Origin of the sequence: Desulfovibrio piger, from assembly GCF_951793255.1 — a bacterium.
GTDB lineage: Bacteria > Desulfobacterota > Desulfovibrionia > Desulfovibrionales > Desulfovibrionaceae > Desulfovibrio.
The window spans coordinates 601,760-628,369 of sequence record NZ_OX636706.1; the positions used below are offsets into that span (position 1 = coordinate 601,760).

The following is a 26,610-nucleotide window of genomic DNA, read 5'->3' on the forward strand; positions in this document are numbered from 1 at the left end:
TTTCGGCTGTGAAGGCTTGATCGTCCGTTATATCGAAAAAAATTTCTTCCCGAATTTCTCCCCGCCAAAAATGATGCATTTTTGCACCAAAAATGTAATAACAGTTATCATAATATCTCCATAACCCCCTAAAATGACTGGCGCTTGTTGAAAAAAAAATTTTGCTCGCTTAGATTCGAGGTGAAGAAACGTTCCCGGATTTGAGAAATTACGCACAAGGCATCCGTCTTGTGCCCCATAAACCATGTGAGGTGTGGCATGCGTAAACTTACTGTTCTGGCTCTGGCCCTGGCCATGGTTCTCGGCTTCAGCGTCGCCGCCAATGCGGAACGTCCGCTGGTCCTGCGTCTTGGTCATCCCATGGCTCCCGGCAACAACGTCACCGTGGGCTATGAAAAGTTCAAGCAGCTGGTGGAAGAAAAAAGCCATCGCAAGATCCGTATCCAGCTGTTCCCCAACTGCCAGCTGGGCAGTGACCGTGTAACCACCGAAGCCGCCCAGGCCGGTACGCTGGACCTTTCCTCCAGCTCCACCCCCAACCTGGCCAGCTTCTCCAAGGCTTACATGGCCATCGACCTGCCCTATGTGACCTCTCCCGTCCACCAGCAGGCCCTGTACAAGGCCCTGGATGAAGGCAAGCTGGGCGAAGCCCTGCGTGAAGCCTCCCGCAAGATCGGCCTTGAGACCCTGATGTTCTCCGAGTTCGGCTACCGCAACTTCGTGGCCGCCAGCAAGCCGCTGACCGATGCCAAGTCCCTGATGAACCTCAAGGTGCGTACCACCGACTCCCCCGTGGAAGTGGCCGTGGCCACCGAACTGGGCATGAACCCCGCCCCCATCGCCTGGGGTGAGACCTACACCGCCCTGCAGCAGGGCACCGTGGACGCCGAAGGCAACACCTTCTCCCTGCTCAACGACGCCAAGCACACCGAAGTGCTGAAGTACGCCGTCAACTCCGAGCACAACTACTCCATGCATGTGCTGCTGATGAACAAGAAGAAGTGGGACAGCCTGACCCCCGAACAGCGGAAGATCCTGCGTGAAGCCGCCAAGGAAGCCAACGACTGGCAGCGCAAGGAAAGCGTGGTGCTGGAAGAAAAGGCCTGGCAGGCCTTCCGTGACCGCGGCATCAAGATCCACATGCTGACCGACGCCGAACGCGCCGAACTCAAGGCCAAGACCCGTCCCGCCTACGAAAAGTTCGCCAAGGAAGTGCCGGCCGACATCCTGCAGCTTCTGGAAGAAACCCAGAAGTAACCCTTCCTGACCTATCCCTCCCGCGCGCGGCCGGGCCGCGCGCGGGACTCCTTTTGCGCTTACACCGAGGTTTGTCATGAGTGAAAATGTGCAAGGCAAAAGCGGGCCCTTTTCCTGGCTCAACGAAAATTTTGAAAAAATTTTCATGGTGACGGGCCTGCTCGCCATCATCCTGTTCATCACGTGGCAGGTCATTTACCGCTATATCATCACACAGTTCATCGAGCGCGCCGGCGCCGCCGTCTGGACCGAAGAGCTTTCCCGCTATATCTTTATCTGGATCTCCTATCTGGCCCTTTCCGTCGCCATCAAAAAGCGGTCTTCCATCCGCGTCGACATCATTTATGACAAACTGCCGGAGCGCCTGCAAAACATCAGCTGGATCATCGTCGAGTCCCTCTTCCTCGTCCTGACCGGCGTCATCACCTATTTCGGCTGGGGCCAGATCGAGCGCCTGCTGACCTTCCCCCAGCACACCACGGCCCTGCGCATCCCCTTCCTGGTGCCGTACCTGATCCTGCCCCTGGGCTTCGGCCTCATGTGCCTGCGCCTGCTGCAGCGCATCTGGGGCCAGATGCGCGTCTGCGGTGCACTGGACTCCCTGCTGGGCTTCGCCCTTGCCCTGGGCATCCTCAGTCCCTGGTACCTGGTGGATTACATCGATCCCCTGCCGGTGCTGTTCGGCTATTTCGCCCTGCTCTGCGTCATCGGGGTGCCCATCGCCATCAGCCTGGGTCTGTCCACCCTGGCCACCATCATCTGTTCCCAGACCCTGCCCATCGAATACATGGCCCAGGTCTGCTTCACGTCCATCGACAGCTTCCCCATCATGGCCATCCCCTTCTTCATCGCGGCCGGGGAATACATGGGCGCCGGCGGCCTGAGCAAACGCCTGCTGAACCTGGCTGACGAGATCGTGGGCGGCCTTTACGGCGGTATCGGCCTGACCGCCGTCGTGACCTGCATGTTCTTCGGTGCCATCTCCGGTTCCGGCCCCGCCACCGTGGCCGCCATCGGTGCCCTGACCATCCCGGCCATGATCGAGCGCGGCTACGACAAGTTCTTCTCCGCCGCTCTCGTGGCCGCCGCCGGCTGCGTGGGCGTCATGATCCCGCCCAGCAACCCCTTCGTGGTCTACGGCGTCTCCTCGCAGGTATCCATCGGCGACCTGTTCATGGGCGGTATCGTCCCCGGCATCCTGACCGGTATCGTGCTCATGCTCTACTGCTACTTCTACTCCAAAAAGCGCGGCTGGCGCGGTGAGCAGAAGGAACGCAACTGGCGCACCCTGGGCGAGGCCTTCTGGGAAGCCAAGTGGGCCCTGGTCGTGCCGGTCATCGTGCTGGGCGGCATCTACGGCGGCATCATGACTCCCACCGAAGCCGCGGCCGTGGCCGCTTTCTACGGCCTCATCGTGGGCGTGTTCCTGTACCGCGAGATGGACTTCAAGACCGTCTGCTCGTCTTGCGTAGCCTCGTGCGAGACCTCGTCCATCATCATCGTGCTCATGGCCATGGCCACCCTGTTCGGCAACATCATGACCATCGAAGACGTGCCCGGCACCATCGCCCGCTGGATGCTCAGCATCACCGAGAGCAAGATCATCATCCTGCTGCTCATCAACGTGCTGCTGCTCATCGTGGGCGTGTTCATGGAAGCCCTGGCGGCCATCGTCATCCTGACCCCCATCCTGCTGCCCGTGGTCACCAGCGTGGGCGTCTCGCCCCTGCACTTCGGCATCATCATGGTGGTCAACCTGGCCATCGGCTTCCTGACCCCGCCGGTGGGCGTCAACCTCTTCGTGGCGTCGGGCGTGGCCCAGGCCAAGATCGAAAAGATCGCCGTGGCCGTGCTGCCCATGATCGCCCTGATGCTCATCGTCCTGGCCATCATCACCTACTGCCCGTCCGTGCCGCTGATGCTGGTGCATTAACGGTACCCGCGAGATATACCGCCCGCGGCAGCCTTCTGCCGCGGGCCCCATCCAAGGAGTTCTCTCATGAAAGTCATCGACTTCCGCTTCCGGCCCAACACGCCGGAGATCATCAACGGCATCAAGAACAGCACCATGTTCAAGGCTGCCTGTGAAGTCATCGGCTTCGACCAGCGCAAGCCCCAGCCCCTGGACGAGATCGTGGCCGACCTCGACGCCATGGGCGTGGAACTGGGCGTGATCACCGGCCGCGACGCCGAGACCACCTACGGCTTCCCGGCCAACAACAACAGCGTGCTCGAATTCTGCCGCGCCTATCCCAACAAGTTCGTGGGCCTCTGGGGCATCGACCCTCACAAGAAGATGGCCGCCGTGCGCGAGATCGAGAAGGTCGTCAAGGAATACGGCATGAAGGGTATCGCCATCGACCCCTATCTGGCCCACATGCCCGCCAGTGACGCCCGCTTCTACCCCCTGTACACCAAGTGCTGCGAGCTGGATGTGCCCGTCTTCATCACCATGGCTCCTCCGCCGTGCGTGCCCGGCGCCATCCTGGAATACGCCGACCCCCGCGACGTGGACAAGGTCGCCCGCGACTTCCCCGAACTGACCCTGATTATGAGCCACGGCGGCTATCCCTTCGTGGATGCGGCCATCTACACCTGCCAGCGCAACGCCAATGTCTACATGGACATCTCCGAATACGAGCGCTCTCCCCAGGTCGAGACCTATGTGAAGGCCATGTGCACCACCATCAGCGACAAGGTGCTCTTTGCCAGCGCCCACCCCTTCATCGAGCTGCGTGACGCTCTGGACGCCTATGCCGCCTTCCCCTTCACCGACGAAGTGCGCAACAAGATCATGTACGAAAACGCCCGCAAGGTCCTGAAACTGGCCTAAATGGCATGTGTCCGCCTCGTGCGGGCACGCTTCACAACTGCGGAGGAACCCCGTGTTCCTCCGCTTTTTTTTGGCCTTTTGAGCTTGTGATTTTTCTCCCTGCAGCCCGCACTCTCCAAATGATGCATATTTGCATCATTTAAAATATCCTTTTATGCCAAATAGTTAAAAAGCGTCGTATTTTTGCATCTCAACTAACGATTCTGGTTAGCATTTTGTGATGACTTTTGGCATTTTTTCTATATATCAATTTGATTTATTTGATAAAAATATGAAAATTTCATTTTCTTGCATTTTTGCGACCCCAACGGGGGGATGCAAAAATGCATCTCTTTTTTTGCAAATTGTTACAACTTCCTCATAAAATCCACGACGGATTCTCATAATTCACTGAATAATCAAGGAATTATTTTGGCACGCCTCCTGCAAGGGAAAGAAATCACATGGGGCTGCGCTCCACAGCATGGCTGATGCTGGCAGTCCTCCAAGTTCGTATCAAAAACCCCTTCTTCCCGAAGGATCGCATGGAGACAGATATGAAAGTTATCGACTTCCGCTTCCGGCCCAACACGCCGGAGATCATCAACGGCATCAAGAACAGCACCATGTTCAAGGCTGCCTGTGAAGTCATCGGCTTCGACCAGCGCAAGCCCCAGCCCCTGGACGAGATCGTGGCCGACCTCGACGCCATGGGCGTGGAACTGGGCGTGATCACCGGCCGCGACGCCGAGACCACCTACGGCTTCCCGGCCAACAACAACAGCGTGCTCGAATTCTGCCGCGCCTATCCCAACAAGTTCGTGGGCCTCTGGGGCATCGACCCTCACAAGAAGATGGCCGCCGTGCGCGAGATCGAGAAGGTCGTCAAGGAATACGGCATGAAGGGTATCGCCATCGACCCCTATCTGGCCCACATGCCCGCCAGTGACGCCCGCTTCTACCCCCTGTACACCAAGTGCTGCGAGCTGGATGTGCCCGTCTTCATCACCATGGCTCCTCCGCCGTGCGTGCCCGGCGCCATCCTGGAATACGCCGACCCCCGCGACGTGGACAAGGTCGCCCGTGACTTCCCCGAACTGACCCTGATCATGAGCCACGGCGGCTATCCCTTCGTGGATGCGGCCATCTACACCTGCCAGCGCAACGCCAATGTCTACATGGACATCTCCGAATACGAGCGCTCTCCCCAGGTCGAGACCTATGTGAAGGCCATGTGCACCACCATCAGCGACAAGGTGCTCTTTGCCAGCGCCCACCCCTTCATCGAGCTGCGTGACGCTCTGGACGCCTATGCCGCCTTCCCCTTCACCGACGAAGTGCGCAACAAGATCATGTACGAAAACGCCCGCAAGGTCCTGAAACTGGCCTAGCAGCACCCCCAAGGAGCAACGAGAATGAGCGATACTCCCAACAACGGACACTGCCAGCAGAACCTGCGCCGCGTGGTCATTTCCTCCCTCATCGGCGCGGTCATCGAATGGTATGACTTTTTCCTGTACGGTGTCGTGGCCGGCATCGTCTTCAACAAGATCTACTTCCCTGACTTCGACCCGACGGTGGGTACGGTCCTGGCCTTTGCCACCTTTGCCGTGGGTTTCGTGGCCCGTCCGCTTGGGGGTATCGTCTTCGGCCACTTCGGTGACAAGCTGGGCCGCAAGAAGATGCTGGTCCTGACCCTGGAGATCATGGGCGTGGCCACGGTGGGCATCGGTCTGGTGCCTTCCTATGAAAGCATCGGCATCCTGGCTCCCATCCTGCTGGTCCTCTGCCGTCTGGCCCAGGGCATCGGCATCGGTGGCGAATGGGGCGGCGCCGTGCTCATGGCCTTCGAATCCGCGCCGCCTCACAAGCGCGCCTTCTACGGCAGCCTGCCCCAGGTGGGCCTGGCCCTCGGCCTGATGCTGGCCTCCGGCGTCATCGGTCTGCTGTCCTTCTTCCTCAGCGACGAAGCCTTCCTGGCCTGGGGCTGGCGTGTGGCCTTCATCCTCAGCGCCATCCTGGTGGGCGTGGGTGCCTACATCCGTATCTCCGTGCAGGAGACCCAGGACTTCTCCTCCGCCAAGAAGAAGACCGAACAGGTCAAGTACCCCATCCTGGCCGCCTTCAAGCACTATCCCCGCACCCTGACGGCCTGCGTGGGCGCCCGCTTCGTGGAAGGCATCGCCTTCAACGTGTTCGGCGTGTTCTCCCTGACCTATCTGACCAACTCCTGCGGCCTGGACAAGACCGTGAGCCTGTTCGTCATCGTGGGCGCCGCTGCGGTCATGGCCGTGGCCATCCCCTTCTGGGGCATGCGTGCCGACACCTGGGGCCGCGCCCGCATCTTCGGCATCGCCGCCATCCTGCTGGGCATCACGGCCTACCCCACCTTCTGGGTGCTGCACAACTTCAGCCATAACGTGCTGCTGGTCTTCCTGGCCATCTCCCTGCCCTTCGGCATCATCTACGGTGCGGCGTACGCCACCATGTCCAGCCTGTTCTCGGGCAGCTTCGAACCCACGGTGCGTTACTCCGCCGTGTCCTTCATCTACCAGTTCTCCGGGATCTTCGCTTCGGGCCTGACCCCCATGATCGCCACCATGCTGGTCAGCAGCAATGACGGCCAGCCCTGGTACCTTTGCGGTTACCTGCTGGTCGCGGCGGTCATCAGCAGCCTGAGCACCATCTGGATCACCCGACTCCAGGGCAAGGAAGAATTGCCGCACGAGCCGGAAACCTCCGCCCGGTAGTCCGTCTGCCTTCCTGCCTCCCTCGCTTCTTCATCAGGGGGCAGACGGAGACAGCGCCCGGACCACACCCCGGGCATCGGACACCTAAAGGGGGGACAGCCTGACAGGCTGTCCCCCCTTTTCTTTTGCAGCACGTGCCGCATCCGACCGAAAACGTCCCCTCCGCACCCGCGCACCCTGCCCGGACACAGGCGTGCCGGCAGCGGGACATCCCGCCCGGACGGCATCAAAAATCAAGACTGAACTGCATACCGAGCCCCACGGAAGGATCGTTCTCCTCGGGCCGGGACTTCTTGCCCCCTTCGTTGTGCTCGTCCTTGAGCATCAGCTCCGGACCGATGGTCAGCGAGGCATCATCGCTGTCCATGAAGTCGGCATAGGCCCGGACCACATGCCGCCGCTCCAGAGGCCGCAGCTCGTCAGGGCGGGCCTCGCTCGACGGCAGCTCGGCACGCCAGACGGAGTCATCGCGCCGGATGTTCATGCCGAGACGGCTTTTTTCCTCCGCCTCCCGTTCCGCCTCCTTGGCTTTGCGGGACTCGGCCTTGGCCTGGCGGTCGGCCTCGCGCAGAGCATGTTCGATGCTGGAGGAATTGCCCCTGTCCCGGCCCAGGGCCCGCTTGCGCAGGGAGTCCGTCTCCACGCCGTCATGCCACAGGGCATTGCTCCTGTCGCGGGAGGTGCCGAAACTCCAGGCCTGCCCGCCCTTGCTGTTGCCCGCAGCGGTCTTGCCCGCCGGGGCCTGCACCGCCTTGCCCTTCTCCACCGCCAACACCGGCAGGGGAGCAAGGGAGACCGTCAGGGCAGACAGGGCCAGACCAGCCAAAAACAAATGTACTCTATGCAGCATGGCCGCAGGATAGCCGTCATCCCGCCGGATTGTAAAGACATCCCCGTCGCAGGACATCCTCTGTGCCCGCATGCTGCCCCGTAATGCGGCCTCTCGACCTTTTTGGGGATGGCCTGCATACATGGGACACAATCAGAACCACCCGCAAAGCGGGTGGTTTGCTCTGGCCCTGTAAGGGCCTGTTACCGGCTGCGCCTAAAGACGCTGGCTTTCACGCTGTTCAAGCCCAGTGCCTTTGCCGCCTTGGCTACCCCTTAAAGGGGTCTTGATATTCGCGTGATGTCAGCTTGTCTCTCATAATGTCGTGACGTTCCTGATCCTGGATATATTTTTTGATCGTTGCCTCATTAAGCCCCACCGTACTGACATAATATCCTTCGGCCCAAAATTTTCTGTTGCCAAACTTATATTTAAGGTTTGCGTGCTTATCGAATATCATCAACGAACTTTTCCCTTTCAGGTAGCCCATGAAATTTGCCACACTGATTTTAGGAGGAATGGACACCAGCATGTGGACATGATCCGGCATCAGATGCCCTTCCAGAATCTCAACCCCTTTATATTTGCAGAGGCATTGCAGAATTTCTTTTATACTTTCACGGAGCTGTGCGAAGATTATTTTTCTTCTATATTTTGGAGTAAAGACGATATGATACTTGCACAACCATTTCGTATGCGCTAGGCTATGAGCCTTGGTTCCCATAACAAAAACACCTTTCCGTTAATGTTGCGATGGGCTTGAACAACTTCATCGTAGCGGAAAGGTGTTTTTGTGTGTATAACGTATTGTCTCCACCCGCATAGCGGGTGGTTTTTTGTTTCGCGCCTGTCAGGCGCTCAACAGGCTAAAGCCCATAAAAAAAGGAAGGACGCCCGAAAGCGTCCTTCCTGTGTCTTTTCAGGGGGGGATCGTGCCTACTGCTTGGCGGCAGGCTGTTCCTTCGCAGGAGCGGCCGCAGGCTGGGAGGCCTTCTGGCCGGCAGCGTCATGGGCCTTGACCAGCTCTTCCGCGTCAGCCACCGGGAAGGAAGGCTTGACGTTGGGATCCTGCCAGCCGCCACCTAGGGCCATGCACACGCTGACCACGGCATTGAGGCGGTCACGCAGGGCGTTGGCCAGGCTCAGCTCGGCGCTGAACAACTGGCGTTCGGCATCCAGCACGGTCAGGTAGTCGGTGTAACCGTTGTCGTACTGCAGGCGGGCGATCTCCGCGGCGCGGCGCAGGCTGTCCACCTGGGCCTGGCTGGCCGCCACGATGGCGTCGGCCTCGCGCTGGGAGGTCAGGGAGGTGCGCACGTCCTTGAAGGCGTTCTGCACCGTCTTGCGGTACACGGCGATGGCCGCTTCCTTCTGGGCCTCGGCGTCCTTGACGTTATACCAGGTGCGGCCGAAGTCCAGCAGCGGCATGGAGCCGGTCACGCCGTAGCTCCAGGCGCCCGCAGGACCGCTGAACAGGTTCACCACGCTGGCGCTGAGGGTGCCCAGCATGCCCGTCAGGGAGATGGACGGGAAGAACTCGGCACGGGCCACGCCGATATTGGCGTTGTAAGCCATGATCATGTACTCGGCGGCGCGCACGTCGGGGCGGCGCTCCAGCAGTTCGGAGGGCAGGCCCGCAGGCAGCACGGGCGGGGCCGGCAGCTTGCTGATGTCGCCGCCGCGCGGCATGACGGCGCTCATGATGTCGCGGGGCGAACGGCCCAGCAGCACGGCCAGGCTGGCTTCGGCGCTGTCCACGGCCACCGTGGAGCTGTGCACCTGGGCACGGGCCGTTTCCACTTCGGCGCGGGCACGCTGCCAGTCCAGCTCCGTGATGTCGCCCTGACGGTAGCGGCTGGTATAGATGCCGAACGCATCCTCACGCGTGCGCAGGGTACGCTTGGCCGTGGCCAGCTGCATGTCCAGGGCCAGCAGGGCAAAGTAGCTCTGGGCCGTCTGGCTGGCCACCGAAAGGCGCAGGGCCTCGTGGCTGACCACGGTGTTCAGCAGCACATCCGACAGCATGGTGTAGTTGTTGCGGTACTTGCCCCAGAAGTCCAGTTCCCAGCTGGCCGAGAGCTGGCCCTGGTAGTTCACGTAGGAACGGTCCGCGATGCTGTTGTAGTTGGCGATCTTGGTGGAGTTGCTCTGCGAGGTGGCCGCACCGGCGCCGCTCACCGAGGGGGCGAGCTGGCTGGTGCCCACGCCCAGCTTGGCCGCGGCGGAATCGATCTTGGCCAGGCTTTCCGCCAGATCCTGGTTGTTCTTCAGGGCTTCTTCCACCAGGGCATTGAGCACGGGATCATTGAAGCGGGTCCACCAGTCGGTGTTCAGCGGACTGGGTCCCAGATCCACGGAACGCCACTCCTTGGGGATGTCCTGCTCGGGACGCTTATAGTCGGGAGCCAGGGAGCAGCCCGTGACGGCCAGGCAGAGCACCAGCGTCAGGCCCGCTTTCAGCAGGGGGGTCATATATCCTCCTCCTCATCGAAGCTTTTCTTGCCTTCGTTGGGGTCCTTCTTGCCCTGCAGCTTCAGGGAGATCCGCATGATGGTGCGGAAGAAGTAGGGAACGAAGAGCGTGGCGATGCAGGTTGCGGCCAGCATGCCGCCCACCACGGCGGTGCCGATGGCGTGACGGCTGTTGGCACCGGCGCCGGAGCTGATGGCCAGCGGCACGCAGCCCAGGATGAAGGCCAGCGAGGTCATGACGATGGGACGGAAGCGCAGGCGCGCCGCATGCATGGCGGCCACGTCCAGACTGCGCCCGCCGCGCCAGGCCTCGACGGCGAATTCCACGATCAAGATGGCGTTTTTGGCGGCCAGGCCCACCAGGGTGACCAGAGCCACCTGGAAGTACACGTCATTGGACAGGTCGCGCAGCCAGGTGGCCACCAGGGCGCCGAACACGCCGAAGGGCACGGCCGTGAGCACGGCCAGCGGCAGCGACCAGCTTTCGTACTGGGCGGCCAGGATCAGGAAGACCATGACGAGCGCCAGCACGAAGATGACGGTGGTGTCGGCGCTGGCCAGCTTTTCCTGCAGGGCCGAACCGACCCAGCCCAGGCCGTAATCGCTGGACAGCATCTTTTCCGCCACCTTTTCCATGGCTTCCAGGGCCTGACCGGAAGAATAGCCGGGGGCCGGTTCACCCATGAGGTGGGCGGCGGGGAACACGTTGTAACGTTCCATGGTCTGGGGCGCCGTGCGGCGTTCCAGGGTCATGATGGCATCCAGGGGCACCATGCCGCCCTTGTTGGTCCGCACGAAGATGTCGTGCAGGGACTCGGGCAGCAGGCGGTAATCGGCCTCGGCCTGCATGCGCACCTGGAAGGTACGGCCCAGGTAGTTGAAGTCGTTGACGTAGAGCGCACCGAAGGTGGCGTTCATGGCCGTGAAGACATCGCTGATGCTGATGCCCATGTCCTTGCAGCGCTCACGGTCCAGGTTGGCGTAGAGCTGCGGGGCACCGGTGGAGAACAGGCTGCGCAGGGTACCGATGGCCGGATACTTGGGCTGGCCGTTCTCGTCACGGGACGTGGCTTCCGCCACGAAGGCATTGGCCGTGGCTTCCAGATCCTGGCTGGTGCCGGCGCCGCGCATCTGGATGAAGCCTTCAAAACCGCCCGTGGTGGACATGCCGCTGATGGGCGGCGGCGTGAAGCCGATGGTCACGGCTTCGGGCTGCATCATGGTCACGCCCAGCACCTTGGTACTGATGGCCGAGGCGCTGCTCTCCGGCGTGGTACGTTCGCTCCAGGGCTTGAGCACGGCAAAGAAAGTACCGTAGTTGCTCTTGGACGACATGGAGGTGATGTCCAGGCCGTTCAGGGTCATGACCGTGTCCACGGACGGGTCTTTGCGCAGCACGTCCATGACCACGCGGGTCACGTCACGGGTGCGGTTCTGCACGGCACCGTCGTCCAGGATGGTCATGCCCAGGATGTAGCCCTGGTCTTCGTTGGGCACCAGGCCGCCGGGAACCACCCGGAACAGGAAGACCAGGCTGGCGATCATGCAGCCGAAGAGGGCCATGGAGATCAGGCCGTGGTCCTTGATGAAACGCACCGTACGCACATAGCGGTGCGTGGTCTTGCCGAAGAAGTAGTTGAAGACGACGAAGGGCTTGGCCGGCTGATGGTCATGCGCGTGCGGCTTGAGCAGCAGGGAGCACAGGGCCGGGGTCAGCGTCAGGGCCACGATGCCCGAAAGCACCACGGACACCGAGATGGTGATGGCGAACTGCTTGTACATCTGGCCCGCCAGGCCGCCCATGAAGGACACGGGGATGAACACGGCGCAGAGCACCAGCACGATGGCGATAACGGGGGCCGTCACTTCGCTCATGGCCTTGGCCGTGGCTTCCCTGGGCGGCAGGTGCTCGGTGCTCATGATGCGTTCCACGTTCTCCAGCACCACGATGGCGTCGTCCACCACGATACCGATGGCCAGCACCATACCGAACAGGGTCAGGGTATTGATGGTGTAGCCTAGGGCGAACATGCCCGCGAAGGTACCGATGATGGACACGGGCACGGCGATGCAGGGGATGAGGGTGGCGCGCCAGTTCTGCAGGAAGATGAACACCACCAGGAACACCAGGATCATGGCTTCCACCAGGGTGTGGACCACTTCGTTGATGGACTCCATAACGAAGTCGTTGGTGTCCACGACGATCTTGTAGTCGATGCCCTCGGGGAAGTTCTTGGCCAGCTCCTGCATGCGGGCGGTGACGGCCTCGCCGGTGGCGATGGCGTTGGCGCCGGGCAGCAGGTAGATACCCATGGCACGGGCCACCATGCCGTTGTATTCGCTGCTGACGCTGTAGTCCTTGCCGCCCATCTCGATGCGGGCCACGTCCTTGAGGCGCAGCATGGCGCTGTCCTCACCGGTGCGGATGATGATCTCGCCGAACTCCTGCGGCGTGGCCAGACGCCCCTTGGTATCGATCTGCCAGGAAAGCTGGGCGGTATCGGGCATGGGCGCGTCGCCCAGACGGCCGGGCGAGAACTGCGAGTTCTGCTCCTGGATGGCCGCGGCGATCTCGCTCACGGTGACGCCGTACTTGGCCAGCTTGTCCGGGACGAGCCAGATGCGCATGGCGTAGTCCATGTAGCCGAACACGGTCACGTCGCCCACGCCGGGCACACGCTTGAGTTCGTCGGCCACGTTCACCTGCATGTAGTTGTGCAGGTACACGGCGTCATAACGCCCGTCAGGCGAGAACAGGGCGATGATCTGCAGCATGGCCGGTGAACGTTTGGTCACCTGCACGCCCTGCAGGCGCACGGTCTCGGGCAGTGTGGTCTGGGCCAGGTTGACCTTGTTGTTGACGTTGACCAGGGCCATGTCCGGGTCGGTGCCCAGACTGAAATAGACGTTGATGGAGCCCGAACCGGAACCCGAGGAGGCCGTGGACGTCATGTAGAGCATGTTTTCCACGCCGTTGATGTTCACTTCCAGGGGGGCCAGCACGGTACCGGCGATGGTCTCGGCCGAGGCGCCGGGATAGAAGACCGTCACGTTGACCGTGGGCGGCACCAGTTCAGGATACTGGGCGATGGGCAGGGCCTTCATGGCCAGCGCGCCCACCAGCGTGATCACGATGGAGATGACCGACGAAAGGATCGGTCTGCGCAAAAAGATATTTGGTTTTGCCGAAGCTGCCATAGACCATCACCTACTTCTGAGCGGTCTTCTGGGCGGCCTGTCCCTTCTGGGCCTGTCCGTCACCCATGACGCTGACCTTGGCACCGGGGCGGGCCTTGACCATGCCTTCACAGATGATGCGTTCCCCGCCCTTGAGGCCGGAGTCCACAAGGTACATGTCGCCGATGGTCTCGCTGACCTCCACCTTCTGGGTGCCGACCACGTTGTCCTTGTCCAGGGTCATGACGAAGGAACCCTTCTGGGTGATGAGCACGGCCTTCTGGGGGATGAGCACGGCGTTGACCAGCACGTCGCCGTCCATGAAGATGCGCACATACTGGCCGGGCATGATCTGGCCGTCGCTGTTGGCGAAGGAGGCACGGGCCTGCACCACGCCGGTCTCGGGCTGCACGCGGCTGTCGATGAAGTCCACCTGGCCTTCGCCCTGGTACATGCTGCCGTCCAGCAGACGCAGACGGGCCTTGTAGATGTTGCCTTCGGGGAAGCGCAGGCGGCCTTCGGCGGCCAGCTGCTGACGGCGCATGTGCTGCGGCGCGGCAATGGAGAAATCGATGTACATGGGATCGGTCTGGTCCACGTAGGTCAGCAGGGAGTTGTTGCTGACCAGGTTGCCGGGCGTGAAGCTTTCCTTGGAGCTGTAACCGGACACGGGGGCCACCACCTGGCAGTAGTCCAGATTGATCTTGGCGGCACGCAGGGCAGCCTTGGCGTTGTCATAGGCGGCCTTGGCGTTGTCGCGATCCTTCTGGGAGACGGCGTTCTTGGCAAACAGGGGGCGCACGCGGTTCCACTCGCGCTTGGCGCTGTCGTACTGGGCCTCGGCCTGCTGGACGGCGGCCTCGTACTGGTCGCGCTCGATCTGGAACATGAGCTGACCGGCCTTGACGAACTCGCCTTCACGGTACAGACGCTTCTCGATGATGCCCTGCACACGGGCACGCACTTCGACGGACCGGGAGCCGGAGGCCTGGGCCTGGAATTCGGAAGGCCAGGGCACGTCCTTGGCTTCCACCTGGAAGACGCCCACCGGCGGGGCGGGCATCTGACCTTTTTGAGCACCTTCATCCTTGCATGCCGCAAGGCTGAAACAGAGAAGCAACAGCAGCGTTGCCAGAATGGTCTGTTTTCCGGTCATGATATCTTACTCCTGGGACAGCAGCGAACTGCCGATACGTGGAAAGCCCGCCCGCAAAGCGAGCGGGCTTTGAATCCCCTGCTAAACATTTTTTGCAAAATGCGTCAAGAAATGCAGGCTTATCTTGCTCTTAAAGTTCAATAAAGAAAAATCCTTTTATTCCAATGGGTTAGCGAACCGTACTTTTTTCTTGTAACTACTTGGAATAATTGACTAATTTTTTACGCCACTTTTTTAGGGGCTTTTCTGGCCTCAGCGGGCCGCCCGAAGAGCGCCCAGCGTCCCTGCCCTGGCGGCCATGAGCTCGGCCACCACGGAGACGGCGATCTGTTGCGGCGTGTCCGCGCCGATGCCCAGACCGATGGGGCAGCAGACCTTGTCCAGGGCCGCATCGCTGACGCCCTGCGCACGCAGCGCCTTGTAGACCGAGGCTTTTTTGCTGCTGCTGCCGATCATACCAATATAGAAGGCGTCCGTTTCCAGGGCCTGGGCCAGGACCTCACGGTCGAAGCTGTGGCCGCGGGTCATGATGGCCACATAATGGTGCCGGCCGATGCCGCAGCGGGCCGCCAGATCCTCGAAGGCAGGCAGGGTCAGGCAACGCCGGGCCATGGGGAAACGCCGGGGATCGGCGAACTCCGCGCGGTCGTCCACCACGTCCACCACGAAACCGGCGGCATGGGCCAGACGGGCCGTCTCCAGCGACACATGGCCGCCGCCGCAGAGCAGCAGCACCGGCGGCGCGTCCAGGGCCTCCACATAACGTTCCGCCAGACCGTCCCGCACCAGGCCGGGACGGCCCTTGCGCCCGGCCAGCAGGGGCCGCACGGCTTCCGCGCCCTCGTGCAGGCCCGCCACCAGGGGCTGGCCTTCGGGCAGGGCATCCAGATACAGGTCGCGCACGGGCGCATCGGCCCGGCTCACGTCCAGCAGCCAGATGCCGGTCAGCCCGGCTTTCAGGGCCGCGTCCGCCGCACGGAACAGGGGCGCCTGCGCAGGCGTCAGATATTCACAGAGCAGATCCATGCTGCCGCCGCAGATCATGTCGCTGTCGGGGCCAAGACCGGTGAGGTCGCAGCGCACGCGGGCGGAGCGTCCTTCCTTCAGGCAGACATTGGCCGCCTCCACGGCACGGGCTTCCAGCAGACCGCCGCCCACGGTGCCTTCCAGACCGGCAGCGGTCAGCAGGGCACGGGTACCGGCGGCACGCGGGGCCGAGCCTTCGCGCTCCACCACGGTCAGCAGGACCACGGCCTGCCCTTCGTCCAGCAGCCGGGCCGCGCGGGCCTCCAGGTTCAGCGGTACGCCCAGGCCATCCACCGGGGCGCTCACCAGCACCGGCGAGGCCGGCGCTTTAGGCATCCTGTCCATCGTCGCCTCCTTTCACATAGCCGCAGCCCTTGGTGGGGCACATGATCTTGACGCTGCCGTCGCGGCCGCGCTTCTCCACCAGATAGAAGGAATTACAGCGCGGGCAAGGTCCGGGCACGGGCTTGTCCCACAGGGCGAAATCACATTGCGGGTAGCGGTCGCAGGAATAGAAAAGCTTGCCGCGCTTGGTGCTTTTTTCCACCATGCGGCCTTCGCCGCAGCGCGGGCACATGACGCCCGTGGCCATGGGCGCGGTATAGTTGCAGTCCGGGTAGCCCGTGCAGGCGATGAAGCGGCTGCCCGTACGGGCGTGCTTGATGACCAGATCCTTGCCGCAGCGCGGGCACTCGCCCACCTTTTCCAGTTCGGGCTTCTGCGGGGCCACTATCTCCAGACGGCCGTCCTCGGTGCGCTGGAAATTGCTGGTGAAACGGCAGTCGGGATAGCCGCTGCAGGCCAGGAAGGGCCCGGCCTTGCCGAACTTGATCATCAGGGGCTTGCCGCAGTCGGGGCAGGCCAGATCGGTGGGCAGGCCGCCCTTGACGCTCTGCATGTTCTTGGCGGCAGCCGCCAGCGTGGGGTTGAAATCCGCGGCAAAGGCATGCATCAGGTCCACCCACTGCTGGTCGCCGTCGGCCACCTTGTCCAGCAGGCTCTCCATCTCGGCCGTGAAGCCCACGTCCATGAGATGCGGGAAGTGCTGCACCAGCTGCTCACAGACCACGCGCCCCAGATCGGTGGGGATGAAGTGGCGGTCCTGCAGGCTCACGTATTCGCGGTCCTGCAGGGTGGAGATGATGCTGGCGTAGGTGGAGGGGCGGCCGATGCCCTGCTCTTCCAGTTCGCGCACCAGGCTGGCTTCGCTGTAGCGGGCCGGGGGCTGGGTGAACTTCTGTTCCTTGTCCAGCTTCTCCAGCTTCAGGGTCTGGCCGGCCTCCAGGGGCGGCAGCTCGGCATCGCCTTCGTCCTTGCCGCGGGGCAGCACGGCCAAAAAGCCGGGAAAAAGCAGGCGCTCGCCCTTGGCCTTCCACTGGGTACGGCCGCAGGCCACGGTCACCGTGGTGTCGTGGAAGCGGGCCCCGGCCATCTGCGAGGCCACGAAGCGCGACCAGATCAGGCGGTACAGGTTGTACTGGTCCGGGGGCAGGGCCGCCTTGACCATCTCGGGCGTGATGTTCACATCCACGGGCCGGATGGCTTCGTGGGCGTCCTGCGCGCCGCTCTTGGTCTTGTAGACGCGCTTCTTGGCCGGCAGGTAATCGTTGCCGAACTCGCGCTGGATGAAGTCATGCGCCGCCTGCCGGGCCTCGTCGGCGATGCGGGTGGAGTCGGTACGCATGTAGGTGATGAGGGCCGTGATGCTGCCGTCTTCCATCTCCACGCCTTCGTAGAGGCGCTGGGCGATGTTCATGGTGCGCTTGGCCGTGTAGGAAAGACGCTGGTTGGCGGCCTGCTGCAGGGTGGAGGTGATGAAGGGCGGCTGCGGCGCGCGCTCGCGCTCCTTCTGTTCCACGCTCTCCACCACGAAGGGCTGGCCCTTGAGCTCGGCCTCCAGGGCGTTGGCCTCCTCGGCATTGCGGATCACGGCCTTCTTGCCGCCGATGCGCGCCAGTTCCGCACGCACGGAGGGCGGCACCCCGGCGCCCAGCAGGGCCTTGAACAGCCAGTATTCTTCCGGCTTGAAGGCGGCACGCTCGGCCTCGCGCTCCACGATGAGGCGCAGGGCCACGGACTGCACGCGCCCGGCGGAGATGCCGCGCTTGATGGTCTTCCAGAGCAGGGGCGAGATCTTGTAGCCCACCAGGCGATCCAGCACGCGCCGGGCCTGCTGGGCATCGAAAAGGTGCTGGTTGAGCTCGCGCGGATGGGCCAGGGCCTCCTTGACGGCGCGGGCGGTGATCTCGTTGAACTGGATGCGCTTGATGTCCTTGGCCTTGTCGCGGATCAGCTCCGCCACATGCCAGGCGATGGCCTCCCCTTCGCGGTCCGGGTCGGGGGCCAGATAGACGGTGTCGGCCTTGGCTGCGGCGCTGCGCAGCTCGCTGACCACGTTCTTCTTATTGTCGATGATCTCGTACTGGGGGGCAAAATCGTTGGCTTCGTCCACGCCCAGACTGCTGGACGGCAGGTCGCGCACATGGCCCACGCTGGCCTGCACCATGTACTGCGGTCCCAGAAATTTCTTGATGGTCTTCACCTTGGCCGGCGATTCCACGATGATCAGCTGCTTGCCCATGATGTCCCTTGTCCATCCGACTGCCGGACGGCAGTGGCAGGAGGTGAATGAAAAAAGACGGTCCCGTGGACCGTTCATGCTGCCTTGAGGCTGCCCGGAAGGAAAAAGAAGCAGGAAAAAAGCCGGGCCCGCCAGGTCCGCGGCAAGGGCCCTCAGGCCTGCCGTGTGCGCGGAGGATACGGCAAAATGCAGCCACGTCAAGCCCGCGTCGCCGCCACAGGGGCTCCCGGCGCGCCCTTTCCGCCGTCTGGACAGGCCTACCGGCCTGGGATACAACATATAAATGACCGGGATCATTTTCCCCCTCAAGGAGCCGTCATGCATCCGCACCGCATCCTGAGCCTGTTGTTCCTCCTGCTTCTGTCCCTGGCCCTGGGGGCCTGTGCCTCGCACGATGCCCGCCCGGTGCCGGAGCCCGGCGCGCCCCTGCCTGCCGTCACCCTGGAACGGGGCGACAGGGTCTTCATCAAGATCGAGAACGGCAAGAGCATGACGGAGGACCTGCACTCCATGCTCACGGCCTATCTGCAGAGCGAACGCGGCCTGAACCCGGCCTCGGACGTCAAGGAAGCCGACCTGGTGATCCTGGTGGAGATCCGCGACGTCTGGGCCACCAGCGACGGCAGCCGGGTGAGCGCCGGACGCACGCTGGGCAACGTGGGCACGGGCACCATGCTGGGCGTGCTGCTGGGCGGCCTGGTGGACGGGCGCGGCGGCGCCATCGTAGGCGCGGGCATCGGCGCCACGGTGGGCGTGGGCGCCACCCTGCACGACGCGGGCGACAGCTACACCAGCTGGGCCATGGAAGCCGCCGTGGGCACGGCCGCCCGCCGCATCCCCGACAAGGACAGCCTGCATACCGTTGCCGTGACCAGCCGCGGCGATCCCCGCAGCAAGGAAGAGGCCTTCGCCGGGCTGGAAGACGCCCTGTGCCGGGCCATCCTGGAGTCCATCAGGAGCTGACCGGCAGGCGAAAGCGCAGCACGCCGGGATCATTCATTTATTCCATATGGAAGGGCCGCAGCATCCAGCTGCGGCCCCTTTCTTTTTCCTGCCTTTGACCCGTGAAAAACCGGCGCTGCACTTGACAAAAAAGCGCTCTTCTGAATAGTCATATATATATTTTATAAAATTTATTAAAAAAAAGCAGGTTAGCGTAAACATGGGGTTGAATCGGTCGCTTTTGAGTCCTGCGGATTTCCGCAGCCGGGGACGTACCCCCCTGTATGCACGACTGGAAGAACGCCTGCGTCATCTCATCGAAACAGGCGTCTGGAAAGCCAATGAACGGATACCGACGGAACGTGAACTGGTCGATATGACCGGCATCGGGATCAACACCGTCAAAAAAGCCCTGAAAGACCTTGAACAGGCCGGCTACCTCCAGCGCCGCCAGGGCGCGGGGACCTTCGTCACGCCGCCGGAGACCCTCTTCGGCCTGCACAGGTATTACGGGATGATGCGCGATTTCGGCGATAACCTGGGACGGCATCACAAGGAATTCCTTTCCCTGCAGCTGGAAGACGCCTCCGATGACATCCGGCGCTACCTGGCCCTGGCGCCCGGTGTGCAGGTGTTCCGTCTGGAGCGTCTTCTCCATGTGGGCGGCCGGAAAAGCATCCATACCTTTTCCTGGCTGCCGGCCGATCTTTTTGCCGGTCTGGACGCCGTCCCCGTGGATGAGTTCACGACCTTCCCCCTGTATGAGCTGCTGGCCACACGGTTCAACGTCATTTCCCGCCGCAGCCGGGAGCTGCTGGCGGCCTGCACGGCCTCGGCATATGTCGCCTCCCTGCTGGAGATCCCGGAAGGGACCCCCATGCTCGCCACGGCCATCATCTCATTCGATTCCAGGAGCCGTCCTTTCGAATTTCGCAGAAGCTGTGTCCTTACGGATGTCATGAGATTGTACCGGGAATTCTGATACGCCCGTCAACCCTAGCCCGGGCCGCGGAGATCTTTCCCGGCCCTGGAGGTACTTGCCATGCACCTGCTGAAAAAGGTTTCCCTGTTCTGTACCTGTGCTGTCCTGCTCCTGGCCTGTCCGGCCATGGCCGACACCAGCTGGCCCACGAAGCCGGTGACCCTCATGGTCTCCAACAGTGTGGGCGGCATGGTCGACGTGACCAGCCGCATCCTGGCGGACGGGATGCTCAAGATCCTGGGCCAGCCCCTCGTCATCCAGAACAAGCCCGGTGCGGGCGGCCAGATCTGCCTGCGCTATGTCGCCCGTTCCCAGCCGGACGGCTATACGGTCTTCAGCGGCAACATCACCACGCCCCTGGCGGCCACCGAACTTGCCGGCAAGAACCTCCTCAACCTCGACGACTATGAGTTCGTCGGCGGTTTCCTGCCCAACGAACGGGCCCTGTACATCCATGCCGACGCCCCGTTCAAGACCTGGGAAGAATTCGTGGCTTACGCCAAGGCCCATCCCGATACGCTGAGCATCGGCTTTGGCGGCAACCAGTGGTCCTATGAACTGATGAAGTATGTCACGGCCAAGGCCGGCATCCAGTGCAAGCTCATCAACTACAAGAGCGGCGGCGACGCCTCGGCCGACTTCTTCGGCCGCCATATCGACATCGTCGAGCTGGGGGTGGGCACGCCCGTCTACCAGGCCGCCCTGGAAGGCAAGGCCCGGATGCTCATCGTGACTTCCGGCAACCAGATCCCCCACTTCGATGCCCCCCGTCTGCTGGACAAGGGCTATCCCTATCCCATCCTGAGCGAATTCGGCCTGCTGATGCCCAAGGGGACCCCGCAGGAGATCATCAGCAAGATGGAAGCGGCCCTGGAGACCGTGCTGAAGGATCCCGAGACCCTGAAGAAGATGCACACGCTCGGTGCGCAGGCGCGCTTCATCTCCGGCAAGGATCTGAAAGCCCGCTGCCTCGAGGTACGCAAGGGCATCCGGGAAATGAAGGCCGACCAGAAGTAACAACGCTTGAACCGGGCGCATGACGCGCCGCTTCTCCGGGATCAGGAAGGAAAGGCCCGGGGGAAGGAGAGGGGGGATCACATGCATCAGGATCGACTGCTCGGACTGGGACTGCTCCTGCTCTGTGCATTGGGATGGTTTTGGCTCATACCGGTCTATGTGGAAGGGGACATACAGCAGGTCTACCCCAGGGCCGTCATCATTCTCATCTCCCTGGCTTCCCTCGGGCTCTGCCTGCGCTCCGAGCCCAGGGTCAAGGCAAAGCCGATCCCGCCGGAAGATCGTCCCGCCCGCCTCATGGCCGCCCTGAAGCTGGTGGGGCTCATGGCTGCCTACCTGGCCTACCTGCTGCTGATCCCCCGGCTGGGCTTTTTCTCCTGCAGCCTCGTTGCCGCGGTGTTTTTCCTCTGGTTCCTGGGGGTACGCAAGCTGCGCTCCCTGCTGCTCGTCCCCTGCATCATCCTGATATGCGTGCATCTGCTCATTGAACGCGGCCTGCGCTTCGACCTGCCTGACGGCCTGCTGTTTTAACCCGTACTGCTGAGGCTACTATGGACCAGATTCTTGAAGGGATCTCCCTTGTGCTCCAATGGGAAAACCTGCTCCTCGCCATGTTCGGGGTCGCAGCGGGCATGGTGCTGGGGTGCATCCCCGGCCTGAACGCCAATGTAGGCATCGTCCTTCTGCTGCCGTTCACCTTTTATCTCGGCCCCGTCCCCGGTATCGCCATGCTCATGGGCATGTCCAAGGGGGACGGTTTCGGCGGTTCCATACCGTCCATCCTGTTCAATATCCCGGGCACGGCCCACGCCGTCGTGACCACACTGGACGGCTACCCGCTGACAAAGAAGGGACAGGGCGGCAAGGCCCTGGAGACCGCCCTTGCGGCCTCCTGTACGGCCGACTTCACCTCCGACCTCATCCTGATCTTCCTGGCAGCGCCCGTTGCCGCCATGGCCCTGCATGTGGGCCCGCCGGAATACACCATGATCGTGCTGTTTTCCGTGGTCCTGATCGCGCTGGCCGCCAGTGACGACCCCCTGCGCGGGCTCGTCAGCACCGGCCTCGGCCTGCTGCTGGCCGCCGTGGGCATGGACCCAGACGAGGGCACCGAGCGCCTCACCTTCGGCATCCTGGACCTGTGCGACGGCATCCCCCTGATGCCGCTGGCGCTGGGCCTGATGGCCGTTTCCGAACTGTTCCGCCAGTCGGAGACCAGCTTTTTCCGCTACTTTCGCGGGCTGGGGCTGCAGGAGCATGTGGCCTTCTCCACCGGCCGCCCGGAAGATGAGCACCTGAGCTGGAAGGAATACAAAAGCCTGCTGCCCACCATCTTCCGCTCCACCGGCATCGGTTCCCTCATCGGCATCCTGCCCGGCATCGGCACCTCCGTCGCCTCCTACCTGAGCTACGTCGTCGCCAAGCGGCGCTCGAAGCATCCCGAAAAGTTCGGGACAGGCGTGCTGGAAGGGGTGGCCTCGTGCGAAGCCGGCAACAACGCCGTGAACGGCCCCAACCTCATCCCCCTGGTCACCCTGGGCATCCCCGGCAACCTGGCCGCGGCCCTGATCCTCGGCGGCCTGATGGTCAAGGGCCTGACCCCCGGCCCCACCTTCATGGAGAACCAGGCGCCCATGCTCTACGCCCTGTTCACCGTGATGCTGTTCTCCAACATCTTCACCTTCCTGTTCGGCAAGCTGGCCATCCGCTATGCCCACAAGATGACCAGCATCTCCCCCAGCGCGCTCCACGGCAACATCCTGATCCTGTGCGCCATGGGCTGCTATGTTTCCCAGAACAGCGCCTTTGCCCTGCTGATCATGTTCACCTTTGCCGTCGTGGGCTACATCTTCCTGCGCCTCAAGCTCAGCCTGCCAGTCTTCCTGGTGGCCTACATCCTCGGGAGCATGCTGGAACACAAGCTGCGCCAGAGCCTGGCCCTGTCGGACGGGGACTTCACCATCTTCCTCACCCGGCCCATCTCCGCGACGTTCCTGGCCCTGACGGTGATCTGCACCCTGTATTTCCTGTTCAGGAAGAAGAGCGCGTCCGGGAAGGCGTCCTAGCCGTCCACCATCTGGAACTAACGCACCTCCCGGTCCTGCGCCGGTGTGCATGCTTGCAACGCAGTTAACCTGCATAAGGAGACCACCATGCAATATGAACGTATCGACGCCGATTTCCTGATCATCGGCGGCGGAAGCGCCGGATGTATGGCTGCCATTCGGGCGCTGGAAAGCAATCCGAAGCTCAAGGTCGTCATCTTTGAAAAAAGCGACCTCAAGTACGGGGGCTCCATCGCCCGCGGCATGGATGCCCTGAACATCGTGGCCATCCCCGGCAAGGCGACGCCGGAGATGTACGTGGACGCCATCACCGAAAGCTCGCTGGGCGTCTGTGACTACGGCCCGAGCTACGTCATGGCGGCACGTTCCTTCGAACTGCTCAAAAAGCTGGAATCGTGGGGCGTCTACTTCCCCAAGGATGAAAAAGGCCAGTTCAAGACGCTCAAATACCACGTCAAGGGCGAATTCCAGGCCTGCATGGAAGAACCCAACCTGAAAGTGATGATCGCCCAGAGGGCCACGGAACTCGGGGCCAAGACCTACAACCGCACCATGGTCACCCGCCTCCTCAAGGACGGGGACCGCATCGCCGGGGCCATCGGCTTCAACACCCGTTCCGGCCGTGTCGTCGTCTGTCGCTCCAAGACCGTCCTGCTCTCCAACGGCGGGACGGCCCGCTACTCCCTGCCCGCTTCCGACTACCATTACGGCCTGTTCGACTTCCCCGGCAACACCGGGGACGGCTACATCGCCGGTTTCGATGCCGGCGCCGGTCTGACGGGCATGGAATACACCCGCTCTTCCATGCTGATCAAAGATGCCAGCATGCCCCTGCTGGCCGTCACGGTCACCCGCGGCGGCCGGGTGCTGGACATCTTCGACAACATCCTCATGGAGAACGAAGTGGGCCGCCGCAGCAGCATGCAGGACGTGTTCGCCAAGGGGAACTATCCCCTGCGCATCCGCCTGAGCCATCTGAAGGAAGAGACCATCAAGGAGATCGAGAACGTCCTGTTCTCCACCGAGCGCCCGGTGCAGGAGCGCTTCTTCAAGGGACGCCGGGTCGACTTCCGCAAGCAGGACATCGAGCTGTGGCCCACGGAATGCCAGCTGTGCGGCGGTCACGGCCTCAGCGGCTTCCGCATCAATGAAAAGGCCGAGACCTGCGTGCCCGGCCTGTACGCGGCCGGTGACGTGGCCTCCGTGCCCCAGCAGCACCTGAGCGGCGCCTTCGTCTTTGGCGAGATCGCCGGGGAGCAGGCCGTGGAATTCGCGGCGGCCCAGGATCAGCCCGCGTTCGATGCCGACGCCGTGGAGAGCTTCCTGGCCGAACACGAGCGCCGCAGCAAGATGGACGGCGAGATCGCCCTGCCCGAGCTGGAGCACAAGGCCCGCCGCCTGATCACCGACTACACGATCTCTCCCAAGAACCACCTCAAGCTCACGCGCTGGCTCGAATGGTCCGAGATCCTCAAGGACGAACTGCGCGGGAACGTCATGGTCCGCAACGGCCATGACCTTGCCCTGATGTACGAAGTGGAAAACATCATCCGTTCCGCCGACCTCTCCGCCACGGCCGCCAGGTTCCGTGAAGAAAGCCGCTGGGGCAGCGCCCACAAGCGCTTCGACTTCCCCGAGCGCGACGACGTCAACTGGAAGTGCCATGTCGTCCTCAAGAAGGGCGCCGACGATGCCATCGTACCGAGCAAGGTACGCGTTCAGAACACTATGCAAGAGGAAGTGGTGCTGTAATGATTTCCGATCTGAACATCAAGGTCGATCCCGAACGCTGTCTGGCCTGCGGCAACTGTGTTGACCGCTGCATCATGGACAACCTGCGTCTGGCCATCGGCCCGTGCCGCCAGGCCTGCCCTCTCCAGATCAACTGCCAGGGCTACCTGCGCCTGCTGGCCAAGGGCCGGGAAGAAGATGCCGCCGCCCATCTGCGTCAGGACACCCCCTTTGGCGAAGTGCTGGGCTATATCTGCAACCACCCCTGCGAAAGCGCCTGTCAGCGCCACACGGGCTGCCATGACGGCGCCGTGCACATCCGGGCCATCAAACGTTACCTTTCCGAGCGCTTCCCGGCCGTCGTCGCCGCCCCCGCCCAGAAAGCCCCCGCTACCGGCAAACGGGCCGCCGTGGTCGGTGCGGGCCCTGCCGGTCTGATGGCCGCTTACGAACTGGCTGCGGCCGGGCACGACGTGACCCTGTTCGACGCCGGGGACAAGCCCGGCGGCCTGCTGCGCACCGGCATCCCGGCCTTCCGCCTTCCCGATGCCGTGACGGACCGCGCCGTGGCGCAGGTGACCGCGCTGGGCGTGCGCATCGAAAGCGGAAAGCGCCTGGGCGCCGATCTTTCGCTCGATGCCCTCGAACAGGAATACGATGCCGTCCTGCTGGCCCTGGGCCTTGGCCGCTCCCTGTCTCCCCGCATCCCCGGAGCGGATCTTCCCGCCGTCCATGGTGCGCTGGAGGTCCTGCACAAGGCCAGGAAGGGCGAACGCTTCGATGCCGCATCGGCCATCGTCATCGGCGGTGGCTCCACGGCCATGGACGTGGCCCTGAGCCTCAAAAAAATGGGCCTCGACGTCACCATGCTGGTCATGGAAGGTCCTTACGACATGCCCATCCCGGAAGGCGAGCGTGACGAGGCCCTGGAAGAAGGCGTGCGCATCGAGAACCGCTGGGGCGTCACGGCCATCCGTGCCGGTCAGGACGGACTGACCTGTACCATGCAGCGCTGCCTGGCTGTCTTTGACCATAACGGCGCGTTCGCTCCGGAACTCGATCCCCTGTGCACGGCCGAACGGAGCGCGGACATGGTCGTGCTGGCCATCGGTCAGGGCCTCGACCCTGTGGACGGCCTGCCGCAGACCGCACGGCACCTGCTCGATGCCGATCCGCAGACCGGCCGGCTGGCCGGCAGGGACAAGGTGTTCGCCGCAGGCGACTGCACGACCGGCGCCTCGTCCGTGGTGGCGGCCATGGCCTCCGGCCGCAGCGTCGCCCGCTGTGTCTCCCGCTTCCTGTGCGAAGAATATCCGCTGGCTCTGGATGAAATGGCGGAAAAGGGCTGGTGCAATGATTTCGAGCCCCATCTCGAACGCTCCAACGGGGTGCCCCGGGGCAGCCTGACCCGGCTGCCTGTTGCGGAAAGGAGCCTGACCGCCGTGACGGAACAGGTCCTCACGCCTGAAGAGGCCCAAAAGGAAGCCGCCCGCTGCATGGCCTGCGGCCGGGCCTTCGAGGCCAACCGCACCTGCTGGTTCTGCCTGCCGTGCGAGATCGACTGCCCTGAAGAGGCGCTGACGGTACGCATGCCCTACCTGGTGCGTTAAGACCCGCTTTCCCGGGGGCCCCGTCCGGCAAAGGACGGGGCCCCTTTGCGTACCGGCCTGTGCCCGGATGCCGGCAACCGCCTTTTTACCGCGGCAGGCCGCCTGCTGGACATGCCTGTGATTTCTGCGGTATAGGGCTGACCTCGGAGACAGTACCGCGTCCGCTCTGGACGCGCCGGTCCTCCTGCCATCGTGCCCGCTGC

The 26,610-nt window shown here is 62.8% G+C and carries 19 protein-coding genes; 12 read left to right on the top strand and 7 right to left on the bottom strand.

All coding sequences use genetic code 11. The annotated features are described in order from the left end of the window. Positions 1 to 258: 258 nt before the first annotated feature. The 5 genes from Q4I12_RS03010 (at position 259) to Q4I12_RS03030 (ending at position 6,819) form a co-directional block, all read left to right on the top strand. On the top strand, positions 259 to 1,257 hold the full coding sequence (locus Q4I12_RS03010) for a TRAP transporter substrate-binding protein (protein WP_302260516.1): 999 nt from the start codon (positions 259 to 261) through the stop codon (positions 1,255 to 1,257). Positions 1,258 to 1,333: 76 nt separating this feature from the next. Beyond that, positions 1,334 to 3,190 carry a TRAP transporter large permease gene (locus Q4I12_RS03015; protein ID WP_302260518.1) on the top strand — a complete coding sequence of 619 codons (1,857 nt, stop codon included), beginning with the start codon at positions 1,334 to 1,336 and terminating at the stop codon, positions 3,188 to 3,190. Positions 3,191 to 3,256: 66 nt separating this feature from the next. Continuing rightward, the gene (locus tag Q4I12_RS03020) at positions 3,257 to 4,090 is read left to right on the top strand and encodes an amidohydrolase family protein (protein ID WP_279135918.1); all 834 of its coding nucleotides are present in this window, start codon (positions 3,257 to 3,259) and stop codon (positions 4,088 to 4,090) included. A 536-nt stretch (positions 4,091 to 4,626) separates the two neighbouring features. Further along, on the top strand, positions 4,627 to 5,460 hold the full coding sequence (locus Q4I12_RS03025) for an amidohydrolase family protein (protein WP_279135918.1): 834 nt from the start codon (positions 4,627 to 4,629) through the stop codon (positions 5,458 to 5,460). 24 nt (positions 5,461 to 5,484) lie between these two features. Next, positions 5,485 to 6,819 carry an MFS transporter gene (locus Q4I12_RS03030; RefSeq protein WP_204626392.1) on the top strand — a complete coding sequence of 445 codons (1,335 nt, stop codon included), beginning with the start codon at positions 5,485 to 5,487 and terminating at the stop codon, positions 6,817 to 6,819. 226 nt (positions 6,820 to 7,045) lie between these two features. On the opposite strand, the gene Q4I12_RS03035 is transcribed toward Q4I12_RS03030, so the two are convergent. From Q4I12_RS03035 to topA, 7 genes are all read right to left on the bottom strand, one after another. Continuing rightward, a complete protein-coding gene (locus tag Q4I12_RS03035) occupies positions 7,046 to 7,651 on the bottom strand; it encodes a hypothetical protein (RefSeq protein ID WP_302260520.1) in 606 nt (201 codons plus the stop codon). Between the two features lie 265 nt (positions 7,652 to 7,916). Further along, positions 7,917 to 8,372 (bottom strand): IS200/IS605 family transposase, encoded by a 456-nt coding sequence (gene tnpA / locus Q4I12_RS03040; protein ID WP_072333439.1) that lies wholly within the window; start codon positions 8,370 to 8,372, stop codon positions 7,917 to 7,919. A 212-nt stretch (positions 8,373 to 8,584) separates the two neighbouring features. Then, the gene (locus Q4I12_RS03045; RefSeq protein WP_204626394.1) at positions 8,585 to 10,120 is read right to left on the bottom strand and encodes an efflux transporter outer membrane subunit; all 1,536 of its coding nucleotides are present in this window, start codon (positions 10,118 to 10,120) and stop codon (positions 8,585 to 8,587) included. Beyond that, entirely contained in the window at positions 10,117 to 13,317 is a 3,201-nt protein-coding gene (locus Q4I12_RS03050; protein ID WP_302260522.1) for an efflux RND transporter permease subunit, read from the bottom strand. The genes Q4I12_RS03045 and Q4I12_RS03050 overlap by 4 nt, the downstream gene beginning before the upstream one ends. A 10-nt stretch (positions 13,318 to 13,327) precedes the next feature. Next, positions 13,328 to 14,452 (bottom strand): efflux RND transporter periplasmic adaptor subunit, encoded by a 1,125-nt coding sequence (locus Q4I12_RS03055; RefSeq protein WP_204626396.1) that lies wholly within the window; start codon positions 14,450 to 14,452, stop codon positions 13,328 to 13,330. A gap of 252 nt (positions 14,453 to 14,704) precedes the next feature. Continuing rightward, entirely contained in the window at positions 14,705 to 15,823 is a 1,119-nt protein-coding gene (locus tag Q4I12_RS03060; protein ID WP_302260524.1) for an XdhC family protein, read from the bottom strand. Then, positions 15,807 to 18,059 (bottom strand): type I DNA topoisomerase, encoded by a 2,253-nt coding sequence (topA, locus tag Q4I12_RS03065; RefSeq protein ID WP_302260525.1) that lies wholly within the window; start codon positions 18,057 to 18,059, stop codon positions 15,807 to 15,809. Before topA ends, Q4I12_RS03060 begins: the two co-directional genes overlap by 17 nt. Positions 18,060 to 18,377: 318 nt before the next feature. On the opposite strand from topA, the gene Q4I12_RS03070 reads away from it, so the two are divergent. From Q4I12_RS03070 to Q4I12_RS03100, 7 genes are all read left to right on the top strand, one after another. Further along, positions 18,378 to 19,022 carry a hypothetical protein gene (locus Q4I12_RS03070; protein ID WP_302260526.1) on the top strand — a complete coding sequence of 215 codons (645 nt, stop codon included), beginning with the start codon at positions 18,378 to 18,380 and terminating at the stop codon, positions 19,020 to 19,022. Between the two features lie 199 nt (positions 19,023 to 19,221). After that, positions 19,222 to 19,983: a GntR family transcriptional regulator gene (locus Q4I12_RS03075; RefSeq protein WP_302260527.1), complete on the top strand. Its 762-nt coding sequence runs from the start codon at positions 19,222 to 19,224 to the stop codon at positions 19,981 to 19,983. A 60-nt stretch (positions 19,984 to 20,043) separates the two neighbouring features. Continuing rightward, positions 20,044 to 21,000 (top strand): tripartite tricarboxylate transporter substrate binding protein, encoded by a 957-nt coding sequence (locus Q4I12_RS03080; RefSeq protein ID WP_302260528.1) that lies wholly within the window; start codon positions 20,044 to 20,046, stop codon positions 20,998 to 21,000. An 81-nt stretch (positions 21,001 to 21,081) separates the two neighbouring features. Continuing rightward, on the top strand, positions 21,082 to 21,531 hold the full coding sequence (locus Q4I12_RS03085) for a tripartite tricarboxylate transporter TctB family protein (protein ID WP_302260529.1): 450 nt from the start codon (positions 21,082 to 21,084) through the stop codon (positions 21,529 to 21,531). Between the two features lie 20 nt (positions 21,532 to 21,551). Next, positions 21,552 to 23,066: a tripartite tricarboxylate transporter permease gene (locus Q4I12_RS03090; RefSeq protein ID WP_302260531.1), complete on the top strand. Its 1,515-nt coding sequence runs from the start codon at positions 21,552 to 21,554 to the stop codon at positions 23,064 to 23,066. Between the two features lie 87 nt (positions 23,067 to 23,153). Beyond that, entirely contained in the window at positions 23,154 to 24,818 is a 1,665-nt protein-coding gene (locus tag Q4I12_RS03095; protein ID WP_302260532.1) for an FAD-binding protein, read from the top strand. Continuing rightward, the gene (locus Q4I12_RS03100; protein ID WP_302260534.1) at positions 24,818 to 26,407 is read left to right on the top strand and encodes an FAD-dependent oxidoreductase; all 1,590 of its coding nucleotides are present in this window, start codon (positions 24,818 to 24,820) and stop codon (positions 26,405 to 26,407) included. Before Q4I12_RS03095 ends, Q4I12_RS03100 begins: the two co-directional genes overlap by 1 nt. Positions 26,408 to 26,610 lie beyond the last annotated feature (203 nt).